Here is a 13233-nt window from a genome sequence, read left to right on the forward strand (position 1 = left end):
GCGGCCGGACCGCCTCGTCGGCTGCCCGCACGACGGCCCGTCGGCAGGCACCGACGCCCTCCTGATCGCCGTCGGGCGGTGCACTAGGGTCGAACCATGCGCGAGGCGGAGGGGCGACGCACCTTCACCGGGACCGGAGTGGGACGCGGCGTCGTCGCCGGACCGGTGCTCCGTATGCCGGAGCCACTCGCCGAGCCGTCCGCCGATCCCTTCCACGGCGATGTCGCGCAGGAACAGGCCAGGGCGGCACGAGCGCTGATCGACACGCGGTCCGACCTCGAAGCGAGAGCCCGTCGGGCCGGTGGCCACGCCCAGGACGTGCTCGAGGCCCAGGCGGTCATGGCCGACGACCCGGCGCTCGCCGAGGACGTGGCGGCTCGCATCGCCGCCGGCCGGACGGCCGAGCGCGCGGTGTTCGAGGCCTTGGCGACCGTGCAGCAGGTCCTCTTCAACCTCGGCGAGCCGATGGCGGCGCGGGCGACCGATGTCGGCGACGTGTCGCAGCGCGTCATCGCGCGGCTGCTCGGTCGTCCCGTCCCCGGCCCGCCGGATTCGGATGAGCCGTTCGTCCTCGTTGCAGCGGACCTCGCGCCCGCCGATGCTGCGCTGCTCGACCTCGACCTGGTCCTGGCGCTCGTCACCAGCGGCGGATCGGCCACCTCGCACACGGCGATCCTGGCTCGGGAGCAATCGCTCATCGCCGTGGTGGGCGTCGCCGGGGCGGAACAGTTCGAGGACGGTGAGATCGTCCTCGTCGATTCCGGAGCGGGCGTCGTCACCGGTTCGCCGACCACGCGTGAGGTGCGGTCGGCCAGGTCCACCGCGGCGGCGCGGGTGCGCGTCTCGCCGCGGTCACCAGGGGAACTCGCCGACGGGACACCGGTGCCGCTGCTCGCGAACCTCGGCTCGGTCGACGCGGCGGCCGGTGCGCTGGCCCTCGGTGCCGAAGGGGTCGGGCTGTTCCGCACCGAACTCCTCTTCCTCGACCGTTCCGAGGCGCCGGGCGTCGCCGAGCAGGCGCAGCGGTACGGCGAACTGCTCGCCGCGTTCCCCGGCAGGCGCGTGATCGTGCGGGTCTTCGACGCCGGTGCCGACAAACCGCTCGCGTTCCTCGGCCCGGACGGCGTCGAACCGAACCCGGCGCTCGGCGTCCGAGGGCTGCGGGCCCTGCGCGCCCGCGAGGGGGTGCTCCGCGATCAGTTGACGGCGCTCGCCCTCGCGCAGGACGCCTCGGATGCGGAGCTCTGGGTGATGGCGCCGATGGTGGCCGACCTTCCCGAGGCGGCCGCGTTCGTCACGCTCGCGAAGCGTCTCGGTCTGCGGACGGTCGGGGTGATGATCGAGGTCCCGTCGAGCGCGCTTCTGGCGGCGCAGATCCTCGGCGTCGCCGAATTCGTCAGCATCGGGACCAACGACCTCACGCAGTACACGCTCGCGGCCGACCGCCTGCTCGCACCGCTCGGCTCGTACCAGGACCCCTGGCATCCGGCCGTGCTGCGCCTCGTCAAACTCGTCGGCGACGCCGGACTCGCCTCGGGTCGCTCCATCGGGGTGTGCGGTGAGGCCGCTGCGGACCCCCTGCTCGCGGTCGTGCTCGTCGGGCTGGGGGCGACCAGCCTGTCGGTCGCGCCTGCGGCCCTCGGTGAGGTCCGCACCGAGCTGCGTCGCTACACGCTCGAAGCCGCTCGGGCCATGGCCGTGGACGCGTTGAGCGCCGCGTCGCCAGCGGAAGCCAGAGCCGCCGCGTCGGCGTGACAACCCTCGGCGGCACATCGCCACGCACGAACACGTCCGGCCCAGCGCGATGCGCTGGGCCGGACGGACGAACGGGGACCTGGCTAGGAGACCTTGCCCGAGATCATGGCCTGCTTGACCTCGGCGATCGCCTGGGTCACCTGGATGCCACGCGGGCAGGCCTCGGTGCAGTTGAAGGTGGTGCGGCAACGCCACACGCCCTCCTGGTCGTTGAGGATGTCGAGGCGCACCTGCGAGGCGTCGTCGCGCGAGTCGAAGATGAAGCGGTGCGCGTTGACGATCGCCGCCGGGCCGAAGTACTGGCCGTCGGTCCAGAACACCGGGCAGGACGAGGTGCACGCGGCGCACAGGATGCACTTCGTGGTATCGTCGAACCGGGCGCGCTCGGCGACCGACTGCACCCGCTCCTTGTTCTTCTCGGCGGGCTTGCCCGGGATGAGGAACGGCTGCACCTCGCGGAACGACGCGAAGAAGGGGTCCATGTCGACGACGAGGTCCTTCTCGAGCGGCAGTCCCTTGATCGCCTCGACGTAGATCGGCTTCGAGATGTCGAGGTCCTTGATCAGCGTCTTGCAGGCGAGTCGGTTGCGGCCGTTGATCCGCATGGCGTCGGAGCCGCAGATGCCGTGGGCGCAGGAACGACGGAAGGTGAGCGTGCCGTCCTGCTCCCACTTGATCTTGTGGAGCGCGTCCAGGATCCGGTCCGTCGGGAACATCTCGACGTCGAAGTCCTCCCAGCGCGGCTCGGCGTCCACGTCCGGGTCGAACCGACGGATGATCAGGGTGACCGTGAAGGACTGGATCTCCTCCGGGGCCGCGGCAGGCGGGTTCTCGAGCGTTGCAGTGCTCATCGCTAGTACTTCCTCTCCATCGGCTGGTACCGCGTGATGACCACGGGCTTCCAGTCGAGCCGGATGTGATCGGCGGCGTCGGACGAGTGCGGGTCGCCAGACAGGTACGCCATCGTGTGCTGCATGTAGTTCTCGTCGTCGCGCTTCGGGTAGTCGTCGCGCATGTGGCCGCCGCGGCTCTCCTTGCGGTTGCGCGCGGAGTACACGACGACCTCGGCGAGGTCGAGCAGGAAGCCGAGCTCGATCGCCTCGAGGAGGTCGGTGTTGAACCGCTTGCCCTTGTCCTGGACGGCGATGTTCTGGTACCGGTCGCGCAGGTTGTGGATGGTCGCGGTGACCCCGGCGAGCGACTCGTCGGTGCGGAACACCTGCGCGTTGCGGTCCATCTCCTCCTGGAGCTCCTTGCGGATCGTCGAGATCCGTTCGGTGCCGTTGGAGTTCCGCATCTGCTCGACGAGACCGGCGACGAAACCGGCCGGGTTCTCGGGCAGCGGGGTGAAATCGATGTTCTGGACGTACTCGACCGCGTTGTTGCCGGCGCGCTTGCCGAACACGTTGATGTCGAGCAGCGAGTTCGTGCCGAGGCGGTTGGAGCCGTGGACGGAGACGCAGGCGCACTCGCCGGCGGCGTACAGGCCGGGGACGACGGTGTTGTTGTCGCTCAGGACCTCGGCCTTGACGTTCGTCGGGATGCCACCCATCGCGTAGTGCGCGGTCGGCATGACCGGCACCGGCTCGGTGACCGGGTCGACGCCGAGGTAGGTGCGGGCGAACTCGGTGATGTCGGGCAGCTTGGTCTCGAGGACCTCGGCACCGAGGTGCGTGCAGTCGAGGTAGACGTAGTCCTTGTTGGGGCCGGCGCCGCGCCCCTCGGCGACCTCCTGGACCATGCATCGCGCGACGATGTCGCGGGGTGCGAGGTCCTTGATGGTCGGGGCGTAGCGCTCCATGAAGCGTTCGCCGCTCGCGTTCCGGAGGATCGCGCCCTCGCCTCGCGCACCCTCGGTGAGGAGGATGCCGAGACCGGCCAGGCCGGTGGGGTGGAACTGGAAGAACTCCATGTCCTCGAGCGGGAGGCCCTTGCGCCAGATGATCCCGACGCCGTCGCCCGTGAGGGTGTGCGCGTTGGAGGTCGTCTTGTAGATCTTGCCGAAGCCGCCGGTCGCGAAGATGATCGCCTTCGCCTGGAAGACGTGGATCTCGCCGGTGGAGAGCTCGTACGCGACGATGCCGGACGGCTTGTCGACGCCGTCGACGTTGGTCATGATCAGGTCGAGCGCGTAGTACTCGTTGAAGAAGTTGATGCCGAGCTTCACGCAGTTCTGGAACAACGTCTGCAGGATCATGTGGCCGGTGCGGTCGGCCGCGTAACAGGCACGGCGGACGGGGGCCTTGCCGTGGTCGCGCGTGTGTCCGCCGAAGCGGCGCTGGTCGATCTTGCCCTCGGGCGTCCGGTTGAAGGGCAGGCCCATGTTCTCGAGGTCGATGACCGCGTCGATGGCCTCCTTCGCGAGGATCTCAGCGGCGTCCTGGTCGACGAGGTAGTCGCCACCCTTGATCGTGTCGAAGGTGTGCCACTCCCAGCTGTCCTCCTCGACGTTGGCCAACGCCGCCGCCATGCCACCCTGCGCGGCACCCGTGTGGGAACGCGTCGGGTACAGCTTGGAGATGACCGCGGTCTTCGCCCCTGGACCGGCCTCGATCGCTGCGCGCATGCCGGCACCGCCGGCACCCACGATCACGATGTCGAACTGGTGGTAGTGGATGCCGTCGATGACGGTGGACTCGGTGGTTTCTGTAGTCACGGTTTCCGTTGCTCGGTCTCGGTTGCTCAGTTGGCGGGGCAGAACGACGCGAGCAGGTCTGCCGGTGCGCCGGCGGGGCACGGGTCGAAGGTGAAGACGACCAGGGTCCCGAGGATGATGAGGATGCTGACGGCGGCGAGGATCGCGACCTTGAGCACGCCGCGGATCGTGCGACCCGTCGCGTAGTCGTTCACGATCGTGCGCATGCCGTTGCCGCCGTGAATGAGCGCCAGCCACAGCATGGCGACGTCCCACCACTGCCAGAACGGGTTCGACAGCTTGCCGCCGACGAACGCGAAGTCGATGGCCTTGATGCCGTCGCCGACCATGAGGTTGACGAACAGGTGTCCGAAGATGAGGACCAGGAGGATCACGCCGGAGACGCGCATGTAGATCCAGCCCCACTTCTCCCAGTTGACGCCCTTACGGCGCGCGGGACGTGCGGGGGTGCGGGGAGCGGCGATCGTCGTCATCAGTGGCCCATCTCGCTGAACACGTTGATCAGGTGGCGCGGCGTGAAGCCCAGCATCGTGACGACCCAGAGGCCGATGACGATCCAGAACATCGGGCGCTGGAACTTCGTGCCCTTCGACCAGAAGTCGATGAGGATGATCCGGATGCCGTTGTACGCGTGGTACGTGATCGCCGCGACCAGGGCGACCTCGCCGAGGCCCATGATCGGGTTCTTGTACGTCCCGATGACGGCGTTGTACGCCTCAGGCGAGACCCGCACCAATGCGGTGTCGAGGACGTGCACGAGGAGGAAGAAGAAGATGGCGACGCCGGTGATCCGGTGGAGCACCCACGACCACATGCCTTCACGGCCCCGATACAGGGTGCCGGCCGGGCGTTTGGATGTCGTGGATTCCAACGGTGACGTACGCGTGAGACTCGCGGTCACGAGGTCCTCCCTGATATTCGCTATCTGCGGCAGATCGTTCTGCCGTGCGGGGGTTGTTGCCTGCCGTGCGTCGAATCGGCGCGCTGACCCCAAGTGTAGGCGCGGGACCCGTCGTTCCGCCGCTAAGGCTGGCCTAACTGTCTCGATGACGAGAGAGTCGCGCCACCCGCTCGACACCCGATGGACGGCTGCCGTTCACAACCAGTTCCGTCGTTTGAAGACCTTGTAGAGGATCACGCTGGTCGTGGCCATGAGCGCGAGCGCCATCGGGTATCCGAACCACCACGACAGCTCGGGCATGTGGGTGAAGTTCATGCCGTAGATGCCCGCGATGAGGCTCGGGCCGAAGAGGATGGCCGCCCAGGAGGAGATCTTCTTCACCTCGTCCCCCTGCTTGAGGCTCGCCTCCGTCATCTTGGCCATCTCCTCGTTCTGGCGCTGTCCGACGAGCGTGCTGTTGACGGTCAGGATGTCGCGGAGGAGCTCTCGGTAGGCGTCGATGCGCTGGTTCACGCTCGTCAGGTGGTCGGCGACGTCGCGGAGACCGCGCTGCAGCTCGTCGGCGACGCCGTACTTCGCACTGCCCTGCTCGAGCGACTGCATGACGTCGCTCAGCGGGTGGGTGGCGCGTTCGAAGGCGATGACCTCCCGGGAGAGTTGGTAGATGCGTCGCGACACCTGCGACTCACCGACGAACACCTGCTCCTCGATCTCGTCGATGTCGTTGGAGAGTCCGGCCACGACCGGGCCGTACCCGTCCACCACGGCGTCGATGATGGCGTAGAGGATCGCCTGCGGTCCGTAGGCGAGGAGCTCGTGCTCCTGCTCCATGCGGGCGCGTACATGAGAGAGGTCGGGGGACTCCGCGTGCCGGAGGGTGATCACGAAGTTCGGGCCGACGAAGACGTGCAACTCGCCGAACTCGACGGACTCGGTCTCGTCGATGTAGTTGGCGGCTCGGAGGACCACGAAGAGGACGTCGTCGTACCGCTCGATCTTCGGCCGCTGATGGGCCGTGATCGCGTCCTCCACGGCGAGCGGGTGGAGCCCGAACTCCGCCGCCAGGATGCCGAGCTCGCCTGCGTCGGGTCGGTAGAGCCCGATCCACGCGACACCCTCCGGCGTCTCGTGGAGTGCCCGGAAGGTGTCCTCCAAGGACGTGAGGGTGGAGCTGCGGGATCCGTGACGGTAGATGCAGGCGTTGACGATGCTGTTCCGGCCGTCGAGGTCGGCGGGGTCGGGCGGGCCGACGGGCGGCGGGGGAGTCTGCTTGCTGCCGAAGGACGGGATCGGGATCCCGAGGACGTTGCGTCCAGCCATGCGCGTACCGATCTTTCTCGTGCTCGAACTGGCGCTCATCGTAAACCCGTCAGATGACGGTTCCGTGCCGTCGTCGCGCGGCAGGACCCTGCCGGTACGCTGGGGCGATGACCACGCCCCTCGAACGCTTCTACGCGGTGATCCCGGCCGGCGGCATCGGCAGCCGGCTCTGGCCGCTCTCTCGCGCCGACGCACCCAAGTTCCTCCACGACCTCACCGGGTCCGGCAGCACGCTGCTCCGCGCCACCTGGGACCGCCTCGCCCCCATCGCCGGCGACCAGCGCATCATGGTCGTCACGGGACGCGCGCACCGGGCGGCCGTCGAACAGCAGCTGCCAGACCTCGCCGACGCGAACGTCGTCCTCGAGAGCGAACCGCGTGACTCCACGGCGGCGATCGGCCTCGCCGCGGCGATCCTCGTGCGCCGCGAGCCCGACGTCATCGTCGGTTCCTTCGCCGCAGACCACGTCATCCGCGGGGATCGGCTGTTCCGGGCCGCAGTGGCGCAGGCGGTCACGGCTGCCGAGGAGCGGTACATCGTCACGATCGGCATCCAGCCGACGGAGCCGGCGATCGGCTTCGGCTACATCAAGAGCGCGCACGATCTGGGCATCCGTGGGGCGGAGGGCGTCATGCTCGTCGACTCCTTCGTCGAGAAGCCGGACCTCGCCACGGCCAAGCGCTACGTCTCGAGCGGCGAACACCTCTGGAACGCCGGCATGTTCATCTCCCGCGCCGACGTCCTGCTCGAGGAGATCGGTCGGCAGAAGCCGGAGCTCCTCGCCGGACTCCTCGAACTCGCCGAGGTCTGGGACGACGCCGCAGCGCGTGGTCCGGTCGTCGACCGCGTCTGGCCGGCCCTCGAGAAGATCGCGATCGACTACTCGGTGGCCGAGCCAGCTGCGGCCGCCGGTCGCATGGCCGTCGTGCCGGCGCACTTCGACTGGGACGACGTGGGCGACTTCGCCTCGCTCGCCAAGCTCAACTCCGGTGGGCGCAAGTCCGACCTCGCCATCCTCGGCGAGAACGCACGGGTGCTGTCCGACGCCTCCAGTGGCATCGTGGTCAGCCAGACCGGCCGGGTCATCAGCCTCATCGGCGTGCAGGACATCGTCGTCGTCGACACCCCGGACGCCCTGCTCGTCACCACGAGCGCGAACGCGCAACGCGTGAAGAGCGTCGTCGACGCCCTCAAGCTGTCCGGCCGCGACGACGTCCTCTGATCGGCTGCCGACGGTGACCGCGCTGCACGAGCTGCTGGTGCAGGCTGCGGCGCGTCTGCAGGCGGCAGGGGTCCACGACGAGGCGCTCGCCGAGGTGTACACGCCGCGCGGGATCCCGCTCGTCAAGCGGGCACCCGCGCTCCGCCCCATCGGTCGGGCGTGGCGCCTCGGCGTCGTGCTGCTGTCCGTCGACGGTCGCCTGTTCACCGCGGCCGAGTCCACGCGCGCCGTCGAGCCGAAGTGGTTCAACCACCGCTCCTCGGAGGTCGAGCACCGGCGGATCGCTCAGCAGGCGGCGCACCGCGGCCCGTTCGCCGAGGGGGACGTCGTGAACTTCGAGGTCGTCGAACTGGCGCTGGACGAGGCGTCGCTCCGGGCGGGCTCCGGCCCGCTCTCCCTCGTCGACGGCACGGTCATGCTCCGCTGGGCCGGTCACGACCTCGGTCTCACGCCACTCGGCGCCTACCTCGACGACCGGGTCTCGCTCCTCATCGGGGAGTGAGGCGTCAGATGGCGGGGCCGAACCACTCCGTGTAGAGGCGCCAGAAGTTGCGGTTGCCGTAGGCGCTGCAGGCGTCGCCCGTGCCGGACACGTTGGCGAGCGCCGCGGCGTTCGGCTGGTACGGGGTGTAGAGGTACAGGTTCGCCGTGGCCTGGTTGCGGATATCCACCTGGGTGCCCCCGCACGCGGCGTCGGGGCTGTACTGGATGTAGACCGACCCGAGGTGGTACGCGCGCTGGTACGACTCGCCGGGCACGTTCAGCGGGTAGAGCGTGTACTGCCGGAACTGCCACGCGGACCGGTAGACCTGGTTCTGGAAGCCGAAGTAGTCGGCGTCGCAACTGGCGCTGAAGTTCGGCCCGGTGTCGGGGCAGCCCCAGCCCATCGCCCGGGCGTAGCCGTATTCGCTCGGTCCGGTGATGAGCGACTGCTCCTTCTGCATGAGGACCAGCAGCACCTTCGGATTGATCCCGCACGCGTGCGCGACCTTGGTGACGATCCGGGCGGCCGATTCGTTGACGGCGCCCCGGTAGGCCTCGCAGTGACCGGGTTCGGCGGCCGGGACCGACTCGGTGCTGTCGCGGAAGTCCGCCAGGCATGGCACGCCGTCCTTCGGCGTGCAGGGCTGGGAGGCGAAGAACGCCTGGACGTCCGCCTCGCTCATCGCGTTGGCGTCGTAGAAGTTCTCGTCGCTGATGATCTCGCCGGGATCGAAGTCCGTGCCGCGGACCGTGGGCGGTGCCGGCTGGGCCGGGGCCGGTGTCGAGGGCTTGGCCGTCGGCTTGGGTGTCGTCGGGGTGCTGCCGGTCGGCTTCGGCGTCGGCGTGGGCGTCGCCGTGGCCGCCACCTGCTCGCGCGTGGCCGCTGCGGCGCTCGAGCCCGGGAGTCCGCCGAACAGCAGAGCGGAGACGCCCACCGCCGCGACCAACGCCGTCGCGATCGATCGACGCGCCGATCGACGCCGCACGAGCGAAGGGATCGACGGAGCACGCATGGTCACCAGCCTAATCGGGGCGGGTGACGCCGAGGGCTTGCGAGCGTCGACACACGGCGGATAACCTGGTCGCACTGTGAAGAACTGAGCGAATCGACGTCCCGCGCCTGCGGCCCGAGCATCACGTCCGTGATGTGCCCGGCGGGAATCCATCGAGGTACGCCAGTCGCTTCACGTCCCGCCACGCGTTCGAGCCCCGCGCTCGCTCCCGACGCGTCCGGCGACGATCGCGCGAGGTGTGCCCCAACTCGAAAGGGGCCTCCATGCGAGCACCCATCACCCGTGCACCATCCGTCACCCCAGGAACGCCCCCGAGCTTCGGGCGTTCCATCGACATCCAGCAGCTCCGCGCGGACGGTGTCACCCGCTCGTACGGCGATCGTGTCGTCCTGCGCGACGTCGACCTCGTCGTCTCGGCCGGAGAGCGTCTCGGCCTCATCGGTGAGAACGGCGCCGGCAAGTCGACCCTGTTGCGGATCCTCGCCGGGCTCGACGAGCCGGACGACGGCGAGGCCGTCCGCCCGGTGCGCACCGGCATCCTCATGCAGGAGCTCGAGCTGCCGGAGGAGACGTCCGTCGGCGAGCTGCTCGAGCTGGCGCTGTGCGACGTCAGGGCGGTCGAGGAGGAGCTCGAGACCGCTGCAGCGGCGCTCGGTGGGACCGGGGCGTCCGCCGACGCTGCCGATCACCGGTACGCCGCGGCGCTCGATGCGGCGGAACGAGCCGACGTCTGGTCGGCGGACGCCCGGTTGGACGCGGTCGTCGCCGGCCTCGGACTCGCCGGGATCGAGCGGTCGCGGCGCCTCGGCGAGGTGAGCGGCGGGCAGCGTTCCCGCTTCGCCCTCGCCGCACTCCTGGTCGCGAGACCGACCGCCCTGCTGCTCGACGAGCCGACCAACCACCTGGACGACGAGGCGGTCGCCTTCCTCCGCGGCCAGCTGTCGACCTGGCCCGGTCCCGTGCTGTTCGCCAGCCACGACCGCGCCTTCCTCGACGAGGTCGCGACGGGGCTCGTCGACATCGATCCGTCCCGGCCGGTCCCGGTCGGCGAGGCCTCGCCCGTCGTGGTGTTCGGCGGTCCCTTCAGCGAGTACCTGGGGTGGAAGGCCGCGGAGCTCGAACGGTGGGCGGCTCGCTATACGGAGGAACAGGCGGAGCTCGGTCGACTCGCGTCCGCCGTGCACGATGTGGCCCCGCGGATCAACCACGACCGCGGCATCCGGGACAACAACCGGATGGCGTTCGGAATGCGCGGTGACCGCGTCGAGCAGCAGATCAGTCGGCGGGTGCGCAACGCGCAGCTCCGGCTCGAGACCCTGGAACGCGAGCAGGTGCGACGTCCGCCGCGCGCGATCTCGTTCGCCGGGATCCCGAGCGGTTCGACGGTCCTCGACGAGGGGGAGCAGCTGCTCGAGCTCGCCGACGCCCGCGTCGACGGCCGGCTCCACCTCGACCGTCTGCGGATCGCGCCCCGGACGCGGTTGCTCGTCACGGGAGCGAACGGTTCAGGGAAGTCGACGCTCCTGTCGGCGCTCGCCGGCTCGCTTCGCCTCGACTCGGGGAGCCTCCTCCGGCGGAGGGGGTTGCGGGTGGGGCTGCTCGAGCAGGACGTCGTGTTCGCTGAACCAGGACGATCCCCTCGGGAGGTCTACGAGCGCACCCTCGGCGAGTCGCGAGCCGCGCGCACCCCGCTCGCGGGTCTCGGCCTGCTCGCGCCGCGCGACCTCGATCGTCCGATCGGCCACCTGTCGGTAGGACAGCAGCGCCGACTGGCGCTCGCGCTGATCATCGCCAAGCCGCCGCACCTCTTCCTCCTGGACGAGCCGACCAACCACCTGTCGCTCACGCTGGCGACCGACCTCGAGGAGGCGCTCGGGACGTACCCCGGAGCGGTCGTCATCGCGAGCCACGACCGGTGGTTGCGTCGAAGGTGGGACGGCGAGACGCTCGCGCTCGACCGCCGCTGACCGCGCGGAGGAGTCCGGGTCCCGCGAGCCGGACTCCTCCGAGGGTCGACGTCAAGCCCGTGCGAGCAGCGGAGCTCCGTCGGAGGATGTCGGCATGAGTCTCTCGATCGGAGCCCCGGTGTGGGGCGTACAGGACATCCGTCAGGGCGTGGCCTTCTGGACGCAGGCGCTCGACTACGTGCCTCGCGATGAGCCGCAGGAGGACTGGGCCTCGCTCGTCCCGCGCGACGGTGACGGGGTGCAGCTGTCACTCATGCGCGTCTCGTCGCCCGCGGAGGACCGTCGACGGCACCACCTCGACCTCTTCACCGAAGACCGCGAAGCCGAGGTCGAGCGGCTGCTCGGCCTGGGCGCCGGACCCGTCGACTGGGACTACGAGGACGACGCCGACTACATCGTCCTCTCCGATCCCGACGGGAACCTGTTCTGCGTCGTGCAGCGCTGACCGGCCGGCCGGCCCGTCGACACCCGTCGCGCAAGCGGCCCGTCGGACACCCCGACGCTGCTCACGTGCGCAGGATCGCGGCACCGCCGTGCGCGTCTGCGCAGCCCCGTGTTTCCGGCGGATGACGTCGACGCCACCGTTCTGTAACGCTTCGGTCGCGAAGCCGGGATCGTCCATCCGGGCGTCGTCACATTGGGTAACGTAACCCCATACGCCCCGTGACCCGCGGGGCTGCATCTTGGAGGCTACCTTGGCAATCACAACTCGGAAGGCCGCTGCGGGCGCAATCGCCGGCGTCGGTCTCATGGCACTGCTCGCCGGCTGCGCATCGGCTCCCAGCACCGGTGGCGGCGACGCGACGGGTGCCGCATCCGACTTCCTCCCCTGCATGGTGTCCGACGCCGGTGGCTTCACCGACAAGTCGTTCAACCAGCTCGGCTACGAGGGTCTGACCGAGGCTGCGAAGGAGCTCGGCGTCGAGCCCATCACCGTCCAGTCCGACAAGGCCGACGACTACAAGCCGAACCTCCAGAGCCTCGCCGACCAGGGCTGCTCGCTCATCGTCAGCGTCGGCTTCGCCCTCTCCGCCGACACGGTCGAGGCGGCGCTCGCCAACCCCGACGTCGACTACGCGATCATCGACGACGCGGCCGACAACGACTTCGACGGCAAGGTCGACGCTCCGAACATCAAGCCGATCCTCTTCGACACCGTGCAGGCGGCGTTCCTCGCCGGCTACGCGGCGGCCGACTACTCGAAGACCGGCGTCGTCGGCACCTTCGGTGGGCAGCCCTTCCCGTCCGTCCAGATCTTCATGGACGGCTTCGCCGAGGGCGTCGCGTACTACAACGAGCAGAAGGGCAAGAGCGTCCAGGTCGTCGGATGGGACGTCGCCGCTCAGACCGGCTCGTTCACCGGTGGCTTCGAGGCCAACGACACCGCGAAGCAGCTCGCCCGCACGCTGATCGACCAGAACGCTGACGTGCTCCTGCCGGTCGGCGGCCCGATCTTCCTCAGCGCCATCGCCGAGATCCAGGAGACCGGCAAGGACATCGCGATGGTCGGTGTCGACGCCGACCTCTACGAGACGAACGCCGAGAACAAGGGCCTCTTCCTCACCTCCATCCTCAAGGGCATGAAGGCCGGCGTCGCCGACACCGTGACCGAGGCCGGCGGCGGCAAGTTCGACGCGGCAGCCTACATCGGCACCCTCGAGAACGAGGGCGTCGGCATCGCGCCGTTCCACGACTTCGAGTCCAAGGTCTCCCCGACCCTGGCCGACGAGCTCGACACGATCAAGGCCGGCATCATCGACGGTTCCATCAAGGCGACCTCGGTCTCCTCGCCCGTCAAGTAGTCCCTCTTTCCCGGGCAGACGCCCGGAACTCCGGGGGGAGGTCGCGAATCGCGGCCTCCCCCCGGTCTGTTCGCGGCATGGTCGACGGCGATCCCGACCGTCTGTGCCGACAC

The 13233-nt window shown here is 69.3% G+C and carries 12 protein-coding genes; 6 read left to right on the forward strand and 6 right to left on the reverse strand.

Annotated elements, in window-relative coordinates:
* The first annotated feature begins 96 nt into the window (after positions 1-96).
* On the forward strand, positions 97-1755 hold the full coding sequence (ptsP, locus tag QRN27_RS07630) for a phosphoenolpyruvate--protein phosphotransferase (RefSeq protein ID WP_285041482.1): 1659 nt from the start codon (positions 97-99) through the stop codon (positions 1753-1755).
* Positions 1756-1838: 83 nt separating this feature from the next.
* Here ptsP and QRN27_RS07635 read toward each other — a convergent pair whose 3' ends face one another.
* The 5 genes from QRN27_RS07635 to corA form a co-directional block, all read right to left on the reverse strand.
* Positions 1839-2606 (reverse strand): succinate dehydrogenase iron-sulfur subunit, encoded by a 768-nt coding sequence (locus tag QRN27_RS07635; protein WP_056012929.1) that lies wholly within the window; start codon positions 2604-2606, stop codon positions 1839-1841.
* Between the two features lie 2 nt (positions 2607-2608).
* A complete protein-coding gene (gene sdhA / locus QRN27_RS07640) occupies positions 2609-4411 on the reverse strand; it encodes a succinate dehydrogenase flavoprotein subunit (RefSeq protein WP_194670716.1) in 1803 nt (600 codons plus the stop codon).
* Between the two features lie 26 nt (positions 4412-4437).
* Positions 4438-4884: a succinate dehydrogenase hydrophobic membrane anchor subunit gene (locus tag QRN27_RS07645; protein ID WP_056012923.1), complete on the reverse strand. Its 447-nt coding sequence runs from the start codon at positions 4882-4884 to the stop codon at positions 4438-4440.
* Positions 4884-5312, reverse strand: a complete 429-nt coding sequence (gene sdhC, locus QRN27_RS07650; RefSeq protein WP_285041485.1) for a succinate dehydrogenase, cytochrome b556 subunit — start codon at positions 5310-5312, stop codon at positions 4884-4886. The genes QRN27_RS07645 and sdhC overlap by 1 nt, the downstream gene beginning before the upstream one ends.
* A gap of 195 nt (positions 5313-5507) precedes the next feature.
* Positions 5508-6632 carry a magnesium/cobalt transporter CorA gene (gene corA, locus QRN27_RS07655; protein ID WP_056012918.1) on the reverse strand — a complete coding sequence of 375 codons (1125 nt, stop codon included), beginning with the start codon at positions 6630-6632 and terminating at the stop codon, positions 5508-5510.
* 107 nt (positions 6633-6739) lie between these two features.
* Between corA and QRN27_RS07660 the strand changes: the two genes are divergently transcribed.
* Complete coding sequence (locus QRN27_RS07660; protein ID WP_056012915.1) at positions 6740-7855, forward strand: mannose-1-phosphate guanylyltransferase; 1116 nt, start codon at positions 6740-6742, stop codon at positions 7853-7855.
* Positions 7856-7868: 13 nt separating this feature from the next.
* The gene (locus tag QRN27_RS07665; protein ID WP_285041486.1) at positions 7869-8357 is read left to right on the forward strand and encodes a hypothetical protein; all 489 of its coding nucleotides are present in this window, start codon (positions 7869-7871) and stop codon (positions 8355-8357) included.
* Positions 8358-8361: 4 nt separating this feature from the next.
* Here the strand turns inward: QRN27_RS07665 and QRN27_RS07670 are convergent, their stop codons facing one another.
* The gene (locus QRN27_RS07670) at positions 8362-9351 is read right to left on the reverse strand and encodes a LasA N-terminal domain-containing protein (protein WP_285041488.1); all 990 of its coding nucleotides are present in this window, start codon (positions 9349-9351) and stop codon (positions 8362-8364) included.
* A gap of 263 nt (positions 9352-9614) precedes the next feature.
* Here QRN27_RS07670 and QRN27_RS07675 point away from each other — a divergent pair, with 263 nt between their 5' ends.
* The 3 genes from QRN27_RS07675 to QRN27_RS07685 all read left to right on the forward strand — a co-directional run bounded on the left by QRN27_RS07675 (position 9615) and on the right by QRN27_RS07685 (position 13120).
* Entirely contained in the window at positions 9615-11318 is a 1704-nt protein-coding gene (locus QRN27_RS07675) for an ABC-F family ATP-binding cassette domain-containing protein (RefSeq protein WP_285041489.1), read from the forward strand.
* 94 nt (positions 11319-11412) lie between these two features.
* A complete protein-coding gene (locus QRN27_RS07680; protein WP_285041491.1) occupies positions 11413-11763 on the forward strand; it encodes a VOC family protein in 351 nt (116 codons plus the stop codon).
* A gap of 250 nt (positions 11764-12013) precedes the next feature.
* A complete protein-coding gene (locus QRN27_RS07685; protein WP_056012905.1) occupies positions 12014-13120 on the forward strand; it encodes a BMP family lipoprotein in 1107 nt (368 codons plus the stop codon).
* The last annotated feature ends 113 nt before the right edge of the window (positions 13121-13233 follow it).

Origin of the sequence: Plantibacter sp. LMC-P-059a (genome assembly GCF_030209505.1) — a bacterium.
In the GTDB taxonomy this organism is placed as follows: Bacteria; Actinomycetota; Actinomycetes; order Actinomycetales; family Microbacteriaceae; genus Plantibacter.